This window comes from Tropicimonas sediminicola (assembly GCF_900188335.1).
Lineage (GTDB): Bacteria > Pseudomonadota > Alphaproteobacteria > Rhodobacterales > Rhodobacteraceae > Tropicimonas > Tropicimonas sediminicola.
This window is the reverse complement of sequence record NZ_FZOY01000002.1, coordinates 833180-852648: the sequence shown is the minus strand read 5'-3', so window position 1 is coordinate 852648 and position 19469 is coordinate 833180. Positions and strand designations below refer to the sequence as shown.

At 64.4% G+C, this 19469-nt stretch carries 17 protein-coding genes; 7 read left to right on the top strand and 10 right to left on the bottom strand.

The window, feature by feature from the left end:
- Window positions 1–16 precede the first annotated feature (16 nt).
- Both CHB86_RS08260 and CHB86_RS08255 read right to left on the bottom strand, forming a co-directional pair.
- Window positions 17–1939: an ABC transporter ATP-binding protein/permease gene (locus tag CHB86_RS08260; protein ID WP_089232510.1), complete on the bottom strand. Its 1923-nt coding sequence runs from the start codon at window positions 1937–1939 to the stop codon at window positions 17–19.
- 736 nt (window positions 1940–2675) lie between these two features.
- Entirely contained in the window at window positions 2676–4766 is a 2091-nt protein-coding gene (locus tag CHB86_RS08255; RefSeq protein WP_089232509.1) for an inositol monophosphatase family protein, read from the bottom strand.
- 102 nt (window positions 4767–4868) lie between these two features.
- On the opposite strand from CHB86_RS08255, the gene CHB86_RS08250 reads away from it, so the two are divergent.
- Complete coding sequence (locus tag CHB86_RS08250; protein ID WP_089232508.1) at window positions 4869–5504, top strand: recombinase family protein; 636 nt, start codon at window positions 4869–4871, stop codon at window positions 5502–5504.
- A 268-nt stretch (window positions 5505–5772) separates the two neighbouring features.
- Here the strand turns inward: CHB86_RS08250 and CHB86_RS08245 are convergent, their stop codons facing one another.
- The 4 genes from CHB86_RS08245 to CHB86_RS08230 form a co-directional block, all read right to left on the bottom strand.
- Entirely contained in the window at window positions 5773–6963 is a 1191-nt protein-coding gene (locus CHB86_RS08245; RefSeq protein ID WP_245837823.1) for a carbohydrate porin, read from the bottom strand.
- A gap of 10 nt (window positions 6964–6973) precedes the next feature.
- Entirely contained in the window at window positions 6974–7717 is a 744-nt protein-coding gene (locus CHB86_RS08240) for a DUF3299 domain-containing protein (RefSeq protein WP_089232506.1), read from the bottom strand.
- 8 nt (window positions 7718–7725) lie between these two features.
- Window positions 7726–8547: a hypothetical protein gene (locus tag CHB86_RS08235; RefSeq protein WP_089232505.1), complete on the bottom strand. Its 822-nt coding sequence runs from the start codon at window positions 8545–8547 to the stop codon at window positions 7726–7728.
- A gap of 175 nt (window positions 8548–8722) precedes the next feature.
- Complete coding sequence (locus tag CHB86_RS08230) at window positions 8723–10102, bottom strand: amidohydrolase family protein (RefSeq protein WP_089232504.1); 1380 nt, start codon at window positions 10100–10102, stop codon at window positions 8723–8725.
- A 152-nt stretch (window positions 10103–10254) separates the two neighbouring features.
- On the opposite strand from CHB86_RS08230, the gene CHB86_RS08225 reads away from it, so the two are divergent.
- Window positions 10255–11268 carry a helix-turn-helix domain-containing protein gene (locus tag CHB86_RS08225; RefSeq protein WP_176442807.1) on the top strand — a complete coding sequence of 338 codons (1014 nt, stop codon included), beginning with the start codon at window positions 10255–10257 and terminating at the stop codon, window positions 11266–11268.
- Between the two features lie 202 nt (window positions 11269–11470).
- Here the strand turns inward: CHB86_RS08225 and CHB86_RS08220 are convergent, their stop codons facing one another.
- Together CHB86_RS08220 and CHB86_RS08215 are read right to left on the bottom strand one after the other, a co-directional pair.
- Entirely contained in the window at window positions 11471–11854 is a 384-nt protein-coding gene (locus CHB86_RS08220) for a nuclear transport factor 2 family protein (protein WP_089232502.1), read from the bottom strand.
- A gap of 14 nt (window positions 11855–11868) precedes the next feature.
- Window positions 11869–12945, bottom strand: a complete 1077-nt coding sequence (locus CHB86_RS08215; protein ID WP_089232501.1) for a zinc-binding alcohol dehydrogenase family protein — start codon at window positions 12943–12945, stop codon at window positions 11869–11871.
- Between the two features lie 132 nt (window positions 12946–13077).
- On the opposite strand from CHB86_RS08215, the gene CHB86_RS08210 reads away from it, so the two are divergent.
- From CHB86_RS08210 to CHB86_RS08200, 3 genes are all read left to right on the top strand, one after another.
- Entirely contained in the window at window positions 13078–14040 is a 963-nt protein-coding gene (locus tag CHB86_RS08210; protein WP_089232500.1) for a LysR family transcriptional regulator, read from the top strand.
- 55 nt (window positions 14041–14095) lie between these two features.
- Window positions 14096–14800, top strand: coding sequence for an NAD(P)H-dependent oxidoreductase (locus tag CHB86_RS08205; protein WP_217898280.1), 705 nt, complete (start codon window positions 14096–14098; stop codon window positions 14798–14800).
- A gap of 120 nt (window positions 14801–14920) precedes the next feature.
- Entirely contained in the window at window positions 14921–15916 is a 996-nt protein-coding gene (locus tag CHB86_RS08200; protein ID WP_089232499.1) for an LLM class flavin-dependent oxidoreductase, read from the top strand.
- Window positions 15917–15919: 3 nt separating this feature from the next.
- Here CHB86_RS08200 and CHB86_RS08195 read toward each other — a convergent pair whose 3' ends face one another.
- Window positions 15920–16372 carry an Lrp/AsnC family transcriptional regulator gene (locus CHB86_RS08195; protein WP_089232498.1) on the bottom strand — a complete coding sequence of 151 codons (453 nt, stop codon included), beginning with the start codon at window positions 16370–16372 and terminating at the stop codon, window positions 15920–15922.
- Window positions 16373–16509: 137 nt separating this feature from the next.
- Between CHB86_RS08195 and hppD the strand changes: the two genes are divergently transcribed.
- Together hppD and CHB86_RS08185 are read left to right on the top strand one after the other, a co-directional pair.
- Window positions 16510–17604: a 4-hydroxyphenylpyruvate dioxygenase gene (gene hppD, locus CHB86_RS08190; RefSeq protein ID WP_089232497.1), complete on the top strand. Its 1095-nt coding sequence runs from the start codon at window positions 16510–16512 to the stop codon at window positions 17602–17604.
- 114 nt (window positions 17605–17718) lie between these two features.
- Window positions 17719–18147 (top strand): MarR family winged helix-turn-helix transcriptional regulator, encoded by a 429-nt coding sequence (locus CHB86_RS08185; RefSeq protein ID WP_089232496.1) that lies wholly within the window; start codon window positions 17719–17721, stop codon window positions 18145–18147.
- Window positions 18148–18211: 64 nt separating this feature from the next.
- On the opposite strand, the gene fahA is transcribed toward CHB86_RS08185, so the two are convergent.
- Window positions 18212–19465, bottom strand: coding sequence for a fumarylacetoacetase (gene fahA, locus CHB86_RS08180; RefSeq protein WP_089232495.1), 1254 nt, complete (start codon window positions 19463–19465; stop codon window positions 18212–18214).
- Window positions 19466–19469: the final 4 nt, after the last annotated feature.

The following is a 19469-nucleotide window of genomic DNA, read 5'->3' as shown; positions in this document are numbered from 1 at the left end:
CTTGTTTGCTGAGCCTTTACTCCGCCGCGTGGCGCGCTGCGTATCCTGTCGCCACGATTGGGCGCAACTGCCCGATACCGTTTCGGATTTCGAGAACCGAGGAATAGAACGGGTCGCCATCCGGGTCATGCGGCACGGTCTCCCCGTGCAGAACCGCAAGAATTGCGGTTTCGGGCAAGCACTCGCACAAGGTGAGATGGAAGTCTACCGCGGCATTGACGTCGAGCGCCGACGTGGCTTCGTCCAGCAGGAGGATCCGGGGTTTGGCCAGCAGGATGCGCGCCAGAACCAGCCGTTGCTTCTGGCCGCCGGACAGGACATTGCGCCAGTTCTTGCCCTGGTAGAGGTCGTCCTCGAGGCAGTTGATGAAGTCCCCCAGCCCGACCCGCGAGAGGGCATGGGCGGCGGCGATATCGGAATGCTGCTCGGGATAATCGGGATAGGCCACAAGCGCCTTCAGCGTCAGGCGGTCCGGGATGTCGGGCTCCTGCCCGGCAAAGAAGATCTCCGCCCCGTCCCGCATCTTCACGCGGCCTTCGCCATAGGGCCACAGCCCGGCGACGGCTTTCAGCAGGCTGCTCTTGCCGCAGCCGTTCTGACCGCGCAGGTAGACCCGCTCTCCGGGGTAGAGCGCCATGCGCGGCACTGTCAGGAAAGCCTGCGTGTCGTGCCCGCGATGGTTCAGGCTCAGATTTTCCATCGCCAGAACCGGTCCGCTCTCGGTCCGGACCCGCTCGAAGCGACTGACCCCGGTTTCGGCGTAGAAATCCTGCCGCTGGCGCACCCGTTCGATGGCGCGGGCAACCTCGGTCAGTCGGGCCGAGTTCGCACGGAGCATGGCGATCGCGGGCATCACGTTGATGAACCAGGACACGTCGCCGATGAGTTCCGCCGTCAGCTCGCTGCTCGCCGCAAAGTCCCGGAACGACAGGCTGCCGGCCATGAATGCGGGCAACGCCGGGAGATAGGCCAGAAGACGCGCGGAGAGAAAGCTGTAGGTGTTCCGGAACATCAGCATGCCCGCGTCGAGCCGGTTCTGGCGCCCCCAGGTCTGATCGACATCCGCGTAGAGCTTGCCGTTGATGCGGCTCTGTGCCCGCTCGCCGCGGGAGGCCGCCATCTGGGCGACGCGGTTGAGCATCACGCCCCACTCGCCCCGCCAGGCGCCGTCGCGCCGTTGCCGCTGGAGGTTGAGCCGCTCCAGCACCCGTCCCAGCAGCCATGCGACATAGGTGATGGACGGGACGTAGACGGCGACCATCAGGATCGCCAGCAGCGCCGTGCCATATTCGCCGGGTACGAGGTTGACGTGGGAGGCCATCTCCGGACCCACCGTCCGTTCCAGAGCAAGATTGGCCTCCTGTCCCCAGCGATCTAGGAAGGGCACGGGTTTGGTGTGTTCGAGCAAGGCTTCGGAGATGAAGTAGATGGACGTCACGGCTCCCCAAAGTCCCATCGAGAGGCCAATCACGCCGCCGTAAAGCCCTGCGGAGCATTCGTCGATCCGCTGGTCGATGGCATCGGGCATCCGGGAGGTGCCTCCGGCTTCCGAGCGGTCGCTCATCAGGTCCAGGGCCGTGCGTTCGTCGGACAGGATCGCCTGGTTGAACTGCGCCACCAGCCAGCCGCGTGCCCTGCGGTGGAGGGTCGTCGAGATGAAATGCCGAAGCGCCACGCCGGCGGTCCGGGCGACGAAGATCGCGAGGTAGGTGCCCGCAGCGAGGAGGACAACACGCACCGGATCCGTCGCGGCTTCGAGGGAATGGAAATTCGCGAGCGATGCGAGGAATTCGGCGCTCGCCATGGCGACCCAGACGCTTGCCTTGCTGAGCAGGGTGGTCAGCGCGATGATGACCGCGGTGAGCAACCACGCTTCCCGCCACCGCTCGGACACCCAATATGCCGACAGGAGGCCCCAGAACCCCGAAAGACGTTTCATTTAGCCTGCCCCACTGGTGTCCTGACACACCGGCATTACCTCAGAGCAACGACCTGTCGCCTGAGGCGCCGACTTGGCACCATTTCTTGTTGATTTGGGGCCGATACGCGCCAGTTTGTTGCGCCTCGACCAATGCTCGTGAGGTACAATAGCCATTTTTCCGATCGGCAGTAAACCGCCGGGACGGCACCGGACTCCATATTTTGCTGGTCAAAGCGAAGTTGCGTCGCACTTCTGCAACGGTCCGCTCACACAGCTGTCCGGACAACGACGTCACGGGCGCCACCGATGTCGCTGATCCCGCGGGCTTTTTCGGTGGCGCGACGGTGCAGAAGTGCGCCTTTCCGGCCGCTCTCGGTCTCTCCTGCCTTACGTGGATGGAGGTGGCGTCCGGCGGGGCGCAGAAAGACCGTCATTTCGGGCGTACCCGCCGTGTTCGTTGATCCAGGTCATGGCGAAAAACGACCCGCCTGCTACAAGAAATCATGGGTTGCGGGGATTGGAACAGCCGCAACCCGCTGCACTGTCCCTCGTTCCACACTCGGCGCTCAGCCGTCACGGCGGGCGCCGTTTCTTGTCGGCCAAGCCCGGATGCAAGGGGGCGACCGGAGCCGACGGCAATCTCCCGGCAGGCCAACAGAAAGCGCGCGAACATGAACCGCCGTCATGTTCGCGAACTTGAGGTGCCCACGCGCCGCGACAGGGCCGCATCGCTCGGCGCCGATCTTGTCCGGCCTCAATGGATCCGGCGCACTGCCGTCGCCTCGGTGGACGGATAGATCGGCAGCATCGCTTTCTGCCAGATCTCGACGACTTTTTCTCGGGGAATGCCCTGCGCCGAGAACTCCCTCAGCAGCGCGGTGGTGGCGAGCGACAGGGCTTCGGTCAGTCCGATGTTCTGGCTGCGGGCTGCCATCACGGCCGCCTCCAGGTATCCATCGAGCCTGATCTGCAAGAGGGCTTTCTGCTGGTCGCTCAGGTTGTCGAAATCGCTCATGGTTTCCTCCTTGGGGTCGGGTTTCTTTTTCTTCCCGGCCGGACGATCCGGTCGTGCGGCAAGCAGCGCCTCGGCAAGTTCGAGCGCGTCGTCGGGCCAGTATTCCTGCGGGCGCGGGTGCCGGATGCCGCGCGCCTTGACGGGACGACAGGACAGGACGGCATTGCGCCATTGGAGCGGCAGGGCCTCTCGGCCATGGAGCGCGGCAAGGAGCGCACCGCAGATGGCGGCGTTGGTGTCCGTGTCGCCGCCGCGGGCAACCGTCTCGGGCAGCGCCTCGGCCGGGGGCGTGCCGCGCATCAGCTGGTGAAACGCGTTCTGGAAAGCGATGAGAACCCATCCCATCTGGCGTTCGAACTCGGCCGGCCCCTCGTGGCGCGAGACGGCAAGCACCTTGCGAATGGTCTCCGCGCCCGGGCCTTCGCCCGCATACCTGTCCGCTGCAGCCCACATGTCCTCCGCGCTGCCGCCGGCGATTCCGGTTGCGATCGCCGCCGAAAATGCGGCGCTTGCGGCCTGACAGATGGGATGTGGATGGGTCAGGCGGGCGTCGCGCGCCGCGAGATCGGCGGCGCCCGCCGGGTCGCCCGCGGCGAAGATGCCGATCGGACTGACCCGCATGAGCGCGCCGTTCGCCTGGCTCCGGTCATTCCTGGCCTGCTGCCCGGCCGCGATCGCTGCGATGCCGGCGCGCGTGGTGCCGCCGATATCGAAGGGGCCCGACCGTTCCCAGCGAATATAGGCCTTGCCGACCTTGTCAGGATCGAAGCGACGGGCCGCCACGAGCGACCGTGCCAACGCCAGCGCCATCTCGCTGTCGTCGGTCGGTTGCCCGGCGATGAGATCCCACGTCCCGCCGTCGCTCAGTTGTGTGACGCCCTCGGGGTGGCTGCGCGCGATCTCGCGAGACGAGCGGAACTCGACGGCGGATCCCAATGCATCGCCCGCCAGCTGACCCAGCAGGCAGCCTTGCGCCCGAGACAACCGCTCTGCATCTGCAATGGGCGAGGCCGGCCGCACGCGCTTGCGGACCTGGCGCGACCCAGGGCGGGGCCTCAAAGCCACGAGTTCCGCAACCGCCTCGGCGTCGCCACCGATGCAGCCATCGAAGCTGCGCCTGCCATAGTCGATCGTACGGCCGGATCTCTCGACCAGCACACAGCCCGCCCCGATCAGCAGGGCATGGCCGCCCGCGATGTCCCAGCGATCCAGCCCCGACACGAGACTGACGGCGGCGTCCACCTCGCCAACGGCGGCCAGAGCCAGCCGGTAGGCCGGGCTCGGCATGCCGAGGATCCGCACATCCGGCAAGGTTTCGTGATTGTGCTGGGCGTGATCCGCCGCATTTGCGTTCATCGCGATGACGATGCGGCCGCCGGCGGGCTGTCGTCTCACCGGCGTTCCGTTGCGGGCAAGCTGCGCCCCCTCGGCCCAGGAGATCAGGTCGCCGCCATCGTCCGGCGCGAGCGGCGCGAGGACGACACCGAGAACGGGTCGGCCATCGCGGAGCAGGGCCACCGAAATGGCCGATCCCCGGCGGCCGGCCAGGAAATCCGTCGTGCCGTCCTGCGGGTCGACCACCCAGGTGTCGCCAGACGGGGACGCGGCCCTGTCGGCCTCCTCGCCGATGAAGCCGCAATCGTGCAGCCCGAGCAGACGGTGCTTCAGAAATGTTTCGATCTCGGCATCGACAGGCGCACTGGAACCGCTTCCGCGCGGTCCACCCGGGCGATGGAACTCGGCCCGGAGCATGGCGCCGGCCTCGCGGACTGCGCCGACCACATCCGGCAGAAGATCTGCGACGACGGGCGCATTAAGTGTCTGGATCATTTCAGTCTCCTTTGCTTCGATGCAGCATGGATACGCCCGGATCGGCGCCCGCTGGGGGGCGCTCGGGATTTTCCGGTTCTTGCAAGGGAGGGAAGGCAGGCCATGCAAAACGCCGTCGGCTTCTACTGGACGCTGCCCGTACCCTGGGCCGGGTTCGAACGTCTGCCGGACAACGTCGAGGAGGCGGCCGTCGCAAGTCGCACGATCCGCTATCAACGCGAACGGATACGGCGCTTCGCCAAGGACGAGACCTACCGGCTCGTCGCCGAGGAGATCTTCATGGAGATCGCTCCGGACCGTGCCAGCGCATATGTCCGGGCCCCCCTGGCACAGGTCGCGAAGATCTGCAGGGCGCAGGATGCGACGCTTCTCTTCGTCGATTTTTCGCAGGCGCAGGGATGGCGCAGCCATGCCCCGTTTACCGATTGGGCACGGCGGTTGGGCATCAGGGTCACGCCGGTTTACCCCGACGAGGTCCTGATCGACGGCAAGCCGTTCGATCCGGCTGCGCATTTCTCGCAATGGCGTGAGAGGCAGGACGAGTGGACGAGGGGGAAGGGCGAGCGCGTCGCCCGTGCCCTGCAAGAAGCGCAACGGCTGCGTGCGGAGAAACGAAGCAACAGGGAGATCGCCGAGGAGTTGAACGCCCGGCAGGTGCAAAGCGCCACTGGCAAGCCCTGGAAGGAGGACAGCGTCCGCAAACTTCTGGGGCCGGCGAAAGCACCCAAGGCGGGTTGAGTCCCTCGTCTTCCATCAAGGGCTGAAGGCTTGCGGGAGGCAGCGTTGGTGATGCCCTTTTCTGCACCTGGGACCAGACCCTGAGCGGATGAGGTGGATCGCTCCTGCTCCACCGGCATCGATTGCGCAGCGGTGCGTCCACTACCGTCGGCAAGGCGAGCCTTGGGCGCTGGCTTCGGGTTGCTCGGCGTCCCATCGCTTCGGAGAACAGGCTCCCCCGGAATGCTCTGTTACCGCAACGGTGAACCCGACAAGGAAGGACGCACCTTCAGAACACGATCCTTGCGCGCAAGCCAAAGATTGTCAGGTCGTCGGACTCGGGGTTGAGGAGCGGGTTCGAGACGTACTGGATCGAGGGGGTGATCTGGAAATCGGTCGAGATGTTGAAACGGTAGAAGGCCTCCGTCGTGAACTGGGTGTCGTCGAACCCCTTGGCCTGGGCCCAGTTCAACCCGATTCCGGCGAGGTCCGTGTTGCGCCGGTACCATCCAAGGCCCGTGGACAGCGACCGGTCATAGAGCGCCGCCGTCCCGTCCGATCTCCCGGCGCGGATAAACGGCATCCATGTGTTGTCGATGAACCAGGCCGCCGAGAAGGTAACGCCCTTGTCCTCGGCGCGGCTGCCGTCCTCCGCCTCGTCCGATTGCCAGAATGTCAGGTGGATGTTGTCGAAATAGATCCTGTCGGACCCAGCCGTGTAGCCGATCTCGATGGACTTGAAGGTCTCGCCGGTATCGAACACGTCGACTGTCGGTTCGGTCGGGTCTCCGTTGGCGTCGGCGACAGCGCCGACGACGTAGACATGCTCGCCGAGCTTCGCGCCGGCGGCGATCCCGAGGCCGGGGTTCGGTGCATTGATCGTGGGGTTGGTGTTGAAGGCGAGATTCTGGAACGCCGTGTAGGGGCTGACCAATCCGTAGACATCGACGAAGTCGGTGACATCGAGCTGACCGAGCTGGATCGTCCATCGCCCTTCCGGGTCTCGCTGGGTCCAGAACAGGTTCGTCAGCATGGTGCCGTTGTCATTGAAGGCCGTTCCCGTGATCGAGAGCGCGCCTCCATCGAAGCCGAAGAATTGTGGGGCCACCTCGCCATAGGCCTGCCGGTTCTCGACCTTGAATGTCAGGGACCCGTTCTCGGTTGCCTGCCAGGCCCCGTAGAACCGAAGCAGCCCGCCGCCTGCATCGCCTTGCCCGAGATCGCTGTCGCTCCATTGGCCGAGGGCGAGATAGTCCAGGTTGAACCGGAAACCGCTCTCCGCGAGGCGGTCCTTCCAGGCGAAATAGCCGGGCAGGGCGTTGCGAGGAAAGCTGCTGCGCGGTTGGGGATCGGTCAGGCCGTCACCGGGCTCCAGGTCGGCCGCGACCGACGACGGACCGGACAAACCCTGCTGCGCCGCTGCCAGTCCGGGCAGCAGTGCCAGCGCTAGCGCCATGGAGAGAGCGCGACACGTTGCCATAGTCAGCCTCCTAATCCTTGGCCGTCTTGCTGCTGGCGAGTTTGACACGAAGTTGCTCGATCCAGTCGGCGCTGCCGCCCATGCCTCCCGGTGACTGGGTGAGGGGGGCCAGCGAGACCGCTTCCAGCCGCCAGGTGGCCTTCATCGGCACGTCTCCATCCACCACCCTGAACATCCGGTCCGAGGGATCGATGTGAAGGCGCCCGGTCAGGCTCACCGGCTGGTGCATGAAGTCCGGCGTCCAGTCGCTCGCCAGGCGGACACGGACCATCTGGTTCGGGGACGGTGGCGGCATGTGACTGCACATTCCCGGCGCCTCCACGAGATAGATGACGGATGCACCGTCCTCGTCCCGTGGCGCTGCAATGGCAAAGCCCGAGATGCTTACGGATTGATCGTCGAGAGCCGGGTTGCCGGCATTGGCAGCTGCCTCCCGACGCTCGGCAACGATCCAGCGTTGCGAAATGAGCCAGTCGGCGTCGATCCCGGCCCCGGCGAGGCTGGTCTCCGCCGCCGCCAGGCCGGTTTCGATCTCCGTGCGCCTCTCCGGGCCGAGCGCCCCGTCTTCAAGGGCGTCGCGCAAACGAACGACCGTCATCAACTGGTCGAACTGATCCTCGTCCAGCTCCCGGTAGGGATCCTCGAACATCTGCGCCTGCGTATCGACCAGATCGCTCCAGCCGATCTGCGCGTTGTCGGCCATCGAAGCACTTGCCAAGATGCCCAGCCCAAAGGCGGCGATAAAGATTCGCATGTGCACTCCTATCTGATCGGCGCAAGAAGCGCCGCGCGTGTGGCTGGGTCAATCGGGGATGCAGGTGGATTGGACTGGAAGGGGTTCTTGACGACTGGGCTGATCTGCAGCGTGTATTTCCAGTCGGACGCGAAAGCTTCCGGCGCGATGACATTCTTTTCGACACCAAGGCTGAGTTTCACCAGCTGATTTCCCCACGCTGCCGTCTTGGCAAGGGTCAGCCCGATCGGAACGGTCCAGCCATCGTCGGTGTCAGCGTTCCAGTCATAGCTATTGGTGGGGCCGGTCCCAATCTGCCAACCGTCCCCAAGTCCGTAGAACAGGAAGTACTGCAGCGAGGTGATCGACGTCTCCGGGCCGTTGCCGCCAATCTTCTCGTTATGGAACGGAAACAGACCGGCCACCCCCCAGTCAAAGGTCTTCACCGCCAGAAAGCTTGGGCCGAGGGTCCAGTTCTCCGACGACAGATCGGTGTAGGTCGGGATTGATCCGACGATCCCAGCGCCCAGTGTCCAGGCCCCGGATTGCCAGGAGTAGAGAAGATCGTAGGGAATATCTCCGAAGGAATCGACGTTCTCGAACGCCAATTCCTCAGCGTTGAAGCCGGGTTGATCCCAGACATAGGGAAACGCAGGGCGGAAGATCAGATTGTTGCCATTTGGCAGCTTGAAGGGCAACACCGGCTGGAACGTCAGGGTCAGGCTGTCCTGATCGTCGGCACCCGGGAGGTCGCCGTCAAATGTCCGGTACTCAAGCTTGAAGTTCAGCGTGGCATTCGCCGCGCCCGGATTGGCCAACTCCTTGGCGAGCTCGTCAATATTGGGGCCCACTTGCGCTAGAATTGCACAGGGTACCAACGCCAGAACGGCAATGCAGAGGCTGAGATGTTTCAGGGTCTCAACTCCAAGTCTGACAGGAAAACGGTCGCGACACCCGGAAGCTTCGTTCTCCATTCAATCAAAGAAAGGCGGGGCGGCCGAGATCGGAAACCGCCCCGATGCTCGATCAGTTCAGTGTGTTCTTGTAGATTACACCGTCCTTCATGATGATCCGGATCGTCTCCGGGCTCTCGGGCCGCGGTTCCGCATCGAACCACTTGTCGCCGGTGCCCGTTACCGAGAAATCCTCCAGCGGATTGCCGTCGATCAGAAGGATATCGGCATAGGCGCCTTCCTCGATCACGCCGAGCTTTCCTTCCGGGTAGGGATTCGTGAAGTCACCGCTGAGCGCCACGAGCTCGCCACCCGTCGATGTCAGGGTGACCATTGACGTGTAGGGGCCGAAGAACTCGTTGCCCAGATACTTCTCATAGGCGATCTGGATGTTGCACGCCTCGACCGAGCCAACACAATCCGTCTGGAAGGCGCGTTTGACCGGGCATTCCTTCATGTTCGGAATGTAGTTCTCGAAGGTCGCTGATGCAGATATCGCTTTCCGGAGGCTGGATGGCTGGTTCTTGACCGCCGGCACGTCCAGCAGACCCGGGTCGAAGGCGGTCAAGTTGGTCGTGAGGTACGCGCCTTTTTCGTTCATCAAAGCCGCAATCTCGCAATCGAAATGAAAACCATGTTCGATCGACATTACACCCGCTTCGAGTGCGCTCATGATCGCTTCCTTGCGGTAGGAATGCGCCATGACATAGGTGCCATATTCACTGGCAACCTGAACGGCGGCTTCGATTTCTTCCTTTGATCCGGCGAGCAGTTGCCACGGATCGAAGGCCGAAACGACCCCGCCCGACTGCATGAATTTCAGCTGTGTCGCGCCCATGCGCAAGTTGTTGCGGCCGAACAAGTAGACATCGTCCACGCCGCTGACTTCCTGCGCCATGTTCAGGCGGCTGAAATTGGTGTCGGTCCCCGGTGGCGATGTGAAATTGGCGAAGTCGGCGTGGCCGCCGCGCGTGCTGATGAATGCACCCGAAGCGTAGTGACGCGGACCGACGATCTGGCCGGCGTCGATGGCGCGCCGCAGGCCGCCATTGGCGCCGCCCGCGTCGCGCACCGTCGTGAATCCCTGCATGAGATACATCTCCGCCATCCGCGTGGCATGAATGCCGAAGTCTTCCCAAGTCGAATTTGCCTCCATAGCGGAGAGGGACGGCCCCATCAGCGCCAAATGCGCGTGAGCCTCGATGAAGCCCGGTGTCAACGTCCTGCCGCCGCCGTCGATCACCTCCGCATCCGGAGCTTCGATGACCTCCGTCGATACCGTCTTGATCAGGTTACCTTCGACCAGAACGCTTGCGTTCTCGATCCGGGCCTCGTTCACGCCGTCGAAGACATGGACATTGGTGAAAAGCACCTGGGACGGTGCATCGTCCTGCGCCATCGCGGTGCTTGCGAAAAGAATCGCGCCGAACGCTCCGATTGCCTGAGGTTTCATCTCTCTCTCCCTGTTATTCGCCTCCATGAGTGTTAGCGTCGATTTCGCGCCCGCCCACGTCATCCCTGGAAGGGCGGAGTCGATTTCTTGCCAGAAATGACATGTCAGTCTGCAACACGCCGGCCGATGGACCTACATTTCTGGAAACAACGATGGACGGAATGATGCCGGACAGGAAAGCGCCGCTGATCCAGGTTTCGACGATGGCACCATTTGTTCGCGCGGTCACGGAAGCGGGATTGCCGGCGGGCGCGCTGAGTGCGTCCGTCGGCATCACTTCGGAGATGCTCAATGACCCGCAGTCCGTCGCTCCCGCGCAGTCGATCTACCGGTTCACCGAGTTGGCCGCGAAGGAACTGGGCGAGCCAAATCTTGGCGTGAAACTCGGGCTCGATCCCGCGATCATGGACTGGCCGGTGATCGCGGAGGCCTATTCGGACTCGCACGTCATGGTCGAGTTCTTCACCCGGTTTCTGCTGGACGCGCAGAAGTTCACAACCAACGTGGCGTTCCGCCTGAAGATCGGATCCGGCGTCACATGGTTCGAGAGAGACCGCGGGTTTGTCCCTATGGAGCCTCCGGCCCAGATCGATGCCTTTGCTCTCGGCCTGTTCGTCACCTTGTTCCGGGTCGCCCTTGGGGATGCGTGGCGGTCGTCCGACATGGTGTTCAAGATCTGTGATCCGGAAGTGGCGAGGGTGCCGGAAATCGGGAACTGCAACCTGCTCAGGGGCGACCCCCGGGAGCTGTCGTTCTCCTTTCCCTCCGAGTGGCTGGTGCTGCCAATCCAGCGCCATCCACACGCAATTCCCGACAGGAACGCCCAGAAGCCCCCTACGGAGGCCCTGATTGCCGCGATCCGTTCCAATATCCGGTCGAACATCTCGGACCCGGCATTCGGAGTGCCGCAGCTGGTCTCCCAGATGGGGTTCAATCGACGGGATGTTCAGAAATACCTCCGGGATCGCGGATCAGGCCTCGCCGACCTGATCGAGGACGAGCGGAAGCAGCTCGCCTGTGACCTTCTCGAGCGCGGCGCTCCCAAGCTCGAGGATGTCGCGCAGGCCCTTGGCTACACTGATGTCTCCAACTTCTCCCGGGCCTTTCGGCGCTGGACGGGCGTTGCACCGTCCCGCTGGCGGGACGGGAAGGGCGGGGAGGCTTAGGGAAGCCGGGCACGGGGGCTTGTGCCGCCGCCCTCTGGGGGCAGCCATGCTTCCTGACACCCGAAAGTGCGGTTGGAGATCGCGATCAAGTTCGGCTGGGGGCGCCGCGAAGTTACCGCACGACCCCGAAAGGCTCCGAGGCTGTGCGTGTCCGGGTGTCTGATGCGAAAAGGCCATCGACCAGGCGACAACACCCGCGAGGTCAGAACATCCCGTTGTCGTGGGCGCTTGTCTCGGGCATCTCCTGCAGCACGTCCCAGTGCTCGACGATCTTGCCGCTGTCATCGAGGCGGAAGATGTCGATGCCGGCGTATTCCAAACCCCCAGGCCAGATCTGGTGGCAATGCAGGACCACGTGATTGCCTTCCGCCAGGGCGCGTTTCACCTCCACGCGCTTGCCCGGGTATTCCGCGGCCATCTTCTCGAAATAGGCGATGAAGCCATCCTTTCCGGTGGCGACATGGGGGTTGTGCTGGATGTAGTCGTCGCCCGTGAAGGTCTCGATCGCTCTGCGCGGCTCGCAGGCGTTGAACATCATCTCGTAGAAGGCGATGACGTTCTGCTTGTTCTGTTCGAGGGTGTCCATCTCGGATCTCCAACTCAACGCTGCGGACCGACGCCCGTGCCCCGGTTCGTGTGGGCTGTTCCAGCTTGGGAAAGGTCTCGGAAACCTTCCAGAACGATCTTGCCACGGGCCTTGCCGGATTCGACCAGGGCATGCGCCTTGCGCAGGTTTGCCGCGTCGATCCTGCCCGCCACCTCCGTGACCGTCGTCCGCAGGCGTCCGGCATCGATCAGGTCGGCAACTTCGGACAGTATCTTGCCCTGAACGCCCATGTCGGGGGTCTTGAACATCGGCCGGGTGAACATGGTGAAGTTGTAGACCGCGACGGATTTCATGCCGAAGGGGGTGAGGTCCACCGGTCCGGAATTGTCCACAGGGCTGAACCGGCCCTGGGGCGCGATGATCTGTGCGATCTCGCCGATATGGCCGGCGGTGCCGTTGGTCGAAAGGATGAAGCCCGGCGCGCCAAGGCCAAGCGCCTCGATCTGCGGCCTCATCGGTTCGCGGTGGTTGACGACGTGGTGCGCGCCGAGATCCCTGACCCAGTCCACCGTTTCGGGGCGCGAGGCGGTGGCGATGATCGTCAGATCGGTCAGCTCGCGCAGCAATTGCACCGCAATGGAGCCGACGCCACCGGCACCGCCGATCACCAGGATCAGCTTGCCGCCCTCCGCGGTGGGGGTGCGCACGTCCAGACGGTCGAACAGCGCCTCCCAGGCGGCGAGCGTGGTCAGCGGCAGCCCGGCCGCCTCGGCATGGCTCAGGTTCGCCGGCCCGCGCCCGACGATCCGCTCGTCGACGAGGTGGAACTCGGCATTTGTGCCCGGGCGCATGACGTCGCCGGAATAGTAGACCGCATCGCCGGGTTCGAAGCCCGTCACGTCCGGCCCGACCGCCTCGACCACGCCGGAGGCGTCGTAGCCGAGCACGATCCATTGCCCGTCCGGCGGCGCCATGTCCTGCCGCACCTTCGTGTCGGCCGGGTTGAGTGAAACCGCCTCGACCCTGACCAGCAGGTCACGGCCGGCGGCCACGGGCGTGTCGAGCGTGATATCGACCAGCGCATCTTCGCGGTCCAGCGATCCGGGGGTCTTGAAGCCTACGGCTTTCATGGGGTCTCCAATGCTATCGTGTCCGGAACACAGGATAAGTATGAAGCCAGGCGGCGCTATCTGCTGGATTCTGGATGCATTATCCCAGAATGGACGATAATGAGGGGCGTCCCGACCGCCGGAGCCTGTCCCATGTCCTTCGACCTCAAGAACCTCGAACTCTTCGTCCGCGTGGCCGCACTTGGCGCGATTGGCCGGGCCGGCGCCGAGTTCAGCCTGTCCGCCACCAACGCCTCGCAGCGGATCCAGTCGCTCGAGGCCGATCTCGGGGTGAAGCTGCTGAACCGGACCACGCGCTCCGTCTCCCTGACGCCGGATGGCGAGATCTTCCTCGAACATGCCAGGCGCATCGTGCAGGACGTACAGGACGCCCGGACCGTGCTGTCCCACAAGGCGCATTCGGTCTCGGGACGGCTACGGGTCACCGCTTCGGCGACCTTCGGGATGTCCTTCGTCGTGCCATTTGTGCCGGAGTTCCTGCGGCTCTACCCCGATGTGCAACTCGACCTCCACCTGACGGATGCGCTGGTCGATATCGTCGATCAGGGATACGATCTTGCCTTCCGGCTTGGCGAGTTGGCGCCCTCCAGCCTGCTGGCGCAGAAGATCGACGAGAATCCTCGCGTGCTGGTGGCCTCGCCGGAATACCTCGAGCGCGCCGGGGCACCGCAGAGGCCGCAGGACCTGACCCGGCACGCCTGCCTGAACTTCGGCGACCAGAGCCTTTGGAAGCTCGCCAACACGGCAGGAGAGGTCCACGAAATCCGCGTCTCCGGGCCCGTCACCGTCACCCATGGCGAAGCGGTCGGCGAATGGGCCCTGGCCGGAATGGGGATCGCGAACGGCTCGCTCTGGGCCACGGGGCCGGACCTTCGTGCCGGCCGGCTGGTGCGCGTCCTGCCGGACTACCGCGGTTGGCCGGAGACCAGGATCTGGGCCGTGCGGCCGCCGGGGCGGCTGATGCATGCCCGCGTGAAGGCGTTCCTGGATTTCATGCGCGACCGGATCGTCGCCACCGGACGCGAGCGCACCGAGGGGATCGAACTTGGGGTTATGCAGAATTCCGGGAATGTGAATTCCGAACTGCGTGGATAGTCGCGCGACCGCGGGGGGAATAGCTGTCTCGGCAACAATCCTGGAGCCGAGACCCATGAAAGATATCGTTGAAATCGCTGACGTTCAGAGCCAGATCCTGGAAGCCTTCAGCTTCCGTCACGCGACCAAGCTCTTTGACGAAACGCGCAAGATCCCCGAGGCCGAGTTCGACACGATCCTCGAAGCGGGCCGCCTGTCGCCGACTTCTTTCGGTGCCGAACAATGGCAGTTGTTGATGATCCAGACCCGGGAAAAGCGGGAGCTTTTCCGTGATTTCGCCTGGGGCGCCAACGGCATGATGCACGGCACCACCGGGCAGCTCGGCAGCGCCAGCCATTTCGGCCTGTTCCTGGCGCGCACCTCCGAGACGATGAAGGCCGGCAGCGACTACCTCGCCCGCCACATGCGCGAGGTGAAGAAGTTCCCCGACGAGGTCGCCAACGGCTTCGAAGCCGTGCTGAGGAAGTTCCAGGAAGAGGATTTCGGCCTGACCTCCGACCGGCTGCTCACCGAATGGTCCGCCCGTCAGGCCTATATCGCGCTCGGCAACATGATGACCGCCGCGGCGCTGATGGGCATCGACAGCTGCCCGATCGAAGGCTTCGACGTGAAGCAGACCCAGGCCACCCTGCAAGAGCATTTCGGCATCGATCCGAAGGAGTTCTACCCGGCGGTCATGGTCGCGTTCGGCTACCGCGCCGGTGCTCCTGCCTATCCGCAGACCCGCCGCGACCTCGACGAGGTCGTCGCCTGGGCCTGAGCCCGCGGGCCACATTGAAGGAGCCGGTCCGGCACCGGCTCCGAAGCGGGCAGGGGGCTACGTCACGTCCCCTCTGGCAGTCTTGTGACGTCGTGCCTAGGTCGGCCGAAGAGGTGCCCCATGAAACATTTCTCCCTGCTCGACCTGTCGCCGATCACCGAAGGCGGAAGCGCTGCGGATTCCTTTGCCACCACGGTGGCGATGGCCCGGCTGGCCGAGGCGAAGGGATATCACCGCTACTGGCTGGCCGAGCATCACAACATGCCCGGCATCGCGAGCGCGGCGACGCCGCTCCTGATTGGCCACGTCGCGGCCAACACGTCGACCCTTCGCGTGGGCGCCGGCGGCATCATGCTGCCAAACCATGCGCCGCTGGTGGTTGCCGAGCAGTTCGGCACTCTGGCGACGCTGTTCCCGGGGCGCATCGATCTCGGCCTGGGGCGGGCGCCCGGTACCGATGGCGGCACCGCCCGCGCGCTGCGCCGCCACATGGCCCCGGAGGACAGCTTTCCGGCGGATGTTCAGGAACTCATGGCCTATCTCGGCAAGCCGCGTGCGGGCGCGACCGTCCGAGCCATCCCGGGCGAGGGCACCGGCGTGCCTGTCTGGATTCTCGGCTCGAGCCTCTATGGGGCGCAGCTGGCGGCGCATTTCGGTCTGCCCTATGCCTTTGCCTCGCATTTCGCGCCGACGATGCTGGAGCGGGCGCTCTCCGTCTATAGGGCGCATTTCCAGCCATCGGAGCAGCTCTCCGAGCCCTATGCGATGGTCGCCGCGGGCGTCTGCGCCGCCGACACCGATGCCGAGGCGGAGCATCTCCGGTCCTCGCAGCTCCTGGCTTTCGCGCGGCTCACCATGGGGCGGCCGGGGCAGCTGCCGCCGCCGACCGACGATCTTGAGACGCTGGTTCCCGATCATGTTCTTTCCAGCGCCAAGGCGGCGCTCGGCTTCGCGGCCACCGGCTCGCGCGAGACCATCCGGCAGCGCTTCAGCGCCATGATCGAGCGGCTTCAGCCCGACGAACTGATGGTGACCGGGATGATCCACGATCCCGCGGCCCAGCTCCGCTCGGTCGAGATCGCCGCCGAGATCCTGTCGGAGCTTCAGTCCGGATAGACGTCACGTGGGAAGCGGGCTGTCGGCCTTTGCCTCGGCCATGACGATCTGGCTGTGAACCCGCGCCACCGAGGGCTCGGGCAGCAGAACCTCATGCACCAACCTGTTCAGCGCCGCGAGATCCCGGCAGTAGACGCGCAGCAGGTAGTCGGCCTCGCCGGTCAAGGTCCAGGCGCCGATCACTTCGGGCTGATGGTCCAGCAGCCGCTGGAACGCCTTGGCCTCCTTCGGCGAATGCCCGGCCATCTGAACCTGGACAAAGGCCTGAACGCCGAGGTCGAGCTTTGCCGGGTCGAGGCGCGCGACATAGGAGGTCACGACCCCTTCGCTCTCCAGCCGTTGCCGCCGCCGCCCCGCCTGGCTGGGAGACAGATTCAGCAACTCCCCGAGTTTCTCGGCGGTCAGTTGCGCGTTGCGCTGCAGCGCGTTGAGAAGGCGTCTGTCCGCTTGGTCCATTTCGTGCGCGTTCTCCGCGTTTTTTCCTGATTTGGTGCGCAACTCTCGCAAAGTTCCGCGGAATTTGCCAGTCGATCGCGCAACGTCGGCGCGGGTTTGCGCCTATCCTGATGCTCAGCGAACAGGAGAGGAAAACCATGGGACCCTTCCCCCACGACGCCCCCGAGGCGACCATCAGCGATGAGAACCCAGCAGGCACCGACGGTTTCGAATTCGTCGAGTTTGCGCACCCGGAGCCGGAGAAGCTCCGCGAGCTTTTCACCCGCATGGGTTATGCCCGCACGGCGACGCACCGCGAAAAGGCCATCGAGGTCTGGCAGCAGGGAGACATCACCTACCTGCTGAATGCCGAACCCGGCTCCATGGGAATGCGCTTTGTCGAGGCACACGGACCCTGCTGTCCCTCGATGGGCTGGCGGGTCGTTGATGCGGCCCATGCCTTTGCGCATGCGGTCGCAAAAGGCGCCACGCCCTATGAGGGCGACGACAAGGTCATCAACGCACCGGCCATCGTCGGCATTGGCGGCTCGCTGATCTATTTCATCGAAGGGGCCCGCAAGGCCAGCCCCTACAACGCCGAGTTCCGCTGGGAGGCGAGTGCCCATCCGCCGGGCGTCGGCTTCTACTACCTCGATCACCTCACCCACAACGTCCAGAAGGGGAACATGGACGTCTGGTTCCGGTTCTACGGCGAGATCTTCAACTTCAAGGAGATCCGCTTCTTCGACATCGAGGGCAAGTATACCGGTCTTTTCAGCCGCGCGCTGACCTCGCCTTGCGGCCGCATTCGCATCCCGATCAACGAGGACCGGGGCGAGACCGGACAGATCGTCGAGTATCTCAAGCGGTACAACGGCGAGGGCATCCAGCATATCGCGGTCGGGACCGAGGATATCTATACCTCCGTCGAGGCCATCGCGGAGCGCGGGGTGCGGTTCATGCCGGGGCCCAACGAGACCTACTACGAACAGAGCCAGGAGCGGGTGAAGGGCCATGACGAGCCCGTGGACAGGATGATGAAGCACGGCATCCTGATCGACGGCGAAGGCGTGGTGGACGGCGGCGAGACACGCATCCTGCTGCAGATCTTCTCGCGGACGGTTGTTGGCCCGATCTTCTTCGAGTTCATCCAGCGCAAGGGAGATGACGGTTTCGGCGAAGGCAACTTCAAGGCCCTGTTCGAATCCATCGAGGCCGACCAGATCCGCCGCGGCGTGCTCGAAACGAACTGAGCGTGACGATCAAGCGCATGTCGTCCGAAGGGGCGGCAAGCGCGTCGTTTCGTTCGGGGGCCGCCCGAGCAGTTCATTGCAATTGAAACGAGAAACTCTATTCTTGCCAGCGATATGCAGCTCGATTCCTTCTTTCCCTATCGCCTGGCCGTCGCGTCCGAAACCTTCTCGCGGAAACTCACCGAGGTTTACCAGCAGGGATTCGGCCTGTCGCGCGAGGAGTGGCGGTTGCTGTTCCTGCTGTCCAATGCGGAGAGCCTGACCTCGCGCGAACTGACGAGCCGCGGGACGCTGGACAAGGTACAGGTGACGCGCGCGGCCCAGCGGCTTGAGGACAAGGGGCTGATTTCCCGTGCGATCCTCGACGAAGACAGGAGGATCCGGGTGTATCAATGCACGCCCGAAGGCCGCGCGTTGTTCGCCAGTCTGCTGCCGCAGGTCGAGGCGCGCGCGCAGGCCATGCTGTCAGCCATGTCCGACGAAGACCGCATGGCGCTGGAACGCGGCGTCTCGGCGTTGCTGCGCGCGGCGACGGAGACCTGACTCCCGAGCGCGGGGCGACCCGGTACCCCTGGAAGGGGGACGAAGTCGCGCACCGGGATGTCGTTCAGCCGTAGGGCGTTTCGGTTGCCGCGAGGATCTTGCCGGAGCAGCTGCCGAACCCGATCCGGTACCCATCGCCAATGGCAGCGCCGCGCAGTGTGAGCGTGTCGCCGTCTTCAAGGAAGCTGCGGGTCTCGCCGGTGTCGAGGGTCAGCGGCTCCTTTCCGCCCCAGCTGAGTTCCAGCAACGACCCGCGATTGGCCTTCTCCGGGCCCGAGATCGTGCCGGAGCCAAGCAGGTCGCCCACACGCATCGGGCAGCCGCTCGTGGTGTGATGCGCCAGTTGCTGGGCGGCGGAATAGTACATCTCGTTGTAGTTCGTACGCGACAGGATCGTCTCGGGCTTGCCCTCGGGCGCGAGTCCGACCTCGAGGTCGATATCGTAGAGCATCGGGCCGGGTTCCCGCAGATAGGGCAGAAGCTCCTTCTCGCGCGCGGGCGTGGAGGTTCGGAAGGGCCCGAGCGCCGCCTGCGTCACGATCCACGGGCTGATCGACGTCGCGGTCGCCTTGGCCTGGAACGGTCCGAGCGGCTGGTACTCCCAAGCCTGTATATCGCGCGCCGACCAGTCGTTCAGCAGGACGTAGCCGAAGATCATGTCGTCGGCCTGCTGCACGCTGACTGGCCCGGAAGACGAGCGGCCCACGATGGCGCCCATTTCGAGCTCAAGGTCGAACCGCCTGCTTGGGGCGAAGATTGGCGCCTCCATGTCCGGCCCCTTGAGCTGGCCCCAGGGGCGGCGGATATCGGTGCCGCTGATCACCACGGAGGACGCGCGCCCGTTGTAGCCGATCGGAATGTGCAGCCAGTTGGGAGGCAGTGCGTTTTCGGGACCTCGGAACATGGTGCCGACATTGAACGCGTGGTGACGCCCGGCGTAGAAGTCGGTGTATTCCGACACGCGGAACGGCATCTCCATACATACCTTTCCACTCTCGACGAGATAAGGCTCGAACTCGGCCTGACGGGGCGAGCCCTCGGCCAGCGCCTCGGTCAGGAACGTCCGGAAATCGGCCCAGGCCTTGGGGCCCAGGTCCATGAAATCGTTCCAGATTCCGCTGGCAAAGGTTCCTGCGGGAAGGGATAGCTTTCCGTCCGCCTCCAGCCGGGTCACATCGAGGATCATTTCCCCGATGGCGACGCCACAATGCAGCGGCCCGCCAGCGAAGCGGAAGGCGCCGTAGGGCAGGTTGTTGAGCGGGAAATCGGTCTGGGGCGCATTGGCGCTCTCGACCCAGGAGCGCAGGAGCTTGGTCATCGGA

Bases quoted from the DNA above. Each gene is read 5' to 3' on its own strand.
- CHB86_RS08260 (WP_089232510.1), bottom strand. From the start codon at position 1,939: ATGAAACGTCTTTCGGGGTTCTGGGGCCTCCTGTCGGCATATTGGGTG.
- CHB86_RS08255 (WP_089232509.1), bottom strand. From the start codon at position 4,766: ATGATCCAGACACTTAATGCGCCCGTCGTCGCAGATCTTCTGCCGGAT.
- CHB86_RS08250 (WP_089232508.1), top strand. From the start codon at position 4,869: ATGCAAAACGCCGTCGGCTTCTACTGGACGCTGCCCGTACCCTGGGCC.
- CHB86_RS08245 (WP_245837823.1), bottom strand. From the start codon at position 6,963: ATGGCAACGTGTCGCGCTCTCTCCATGGCGCTAGCGCTGGCACTGCTG.
- CHB86_RS08240 (WP_089232506.1), bottom strand. From the start codon at position 7,717: ATGCGAATCTTTATCGCCGCCTTTGGGCTGGGCATCTTGGCAAGTGCT.
- CHB86_RS08230 (WP_089232504.1), bottom strand. From the start codon at position 10,102: ATGAAACCTCAGGCAATCGGAGCGTTCGGCGCGATTCTTTTCGCAAGC.
- CHB86_RS08225 (WP_176442807.1), top strand. From the start codon at position 10,255: ATGGACGGAATGATGCCGGACAGGAAAGCGCCGCTGATCCAGGTTTCG.
- CHB86_RS08220 (WP_089232502.1), bottom strand. From the start codon at position 11,854: ATGGACACCCTCGAACAGAACAAGCAGAACGTCATCGCCTTCTACGAG.
- CHB86_RS08215 (WP_089232501.1), bottom strand. From the start codon at position 12,945: ATGAAAGCCGTAGGCTTCAAGACCCCCGGATCGCTGGACCGCGAAGAT.
- CHB86_RS08210 (WP_089232500.1), top strand. From the start codon at position 13,078: ATGTCCTTCGACCTCAAGAACCTCGAACTCTTCGTCCGCGTGGCCGCA.
- CHB86_RS08205 (WP_217898280.1), top strand. From the start codon at position 14,096: ATGAAAGATATCGTTGAAATCGCTGACGTTCAGAGCCAGATCCTGGAA.
- CHB86_RS08200 (WP_089232499.1), top strand. From the start codon at position 14,921: ATGAAACATTTCTCCCTGCTCGACCTGTCGCCGATCACCGAAGGCGGA.
- CHB86_RS08195 (WP_089232498.1), bottom strand. From the start codon at position 16,372: ATGGACCAAGCGGACAGACGCCTTCTCAACGCGCTGCAGCGCAACGCG.
- hppD (WP_089232497.1), top strand. From the start codon at position 16,510: ATGGGACCCTTCCCCCACGACGCCCCCGAGGCGACCATCAGCGATGAG.
- CHB86_RS08185 (WP_089232496.1), top strand. From the start codon at position 17,719: ATGCAGCTCGATTCCTTCTTTCCCTATCGCCTGGCCGTCGCGTCCGAA.
- fahA (WP_089232495.1), bottom strand. From the start codon at position 19,465: ATGACCAAGCTCCTGCGCTCCTGGGTCGAGAGCGCCAATGCGCCCCAG.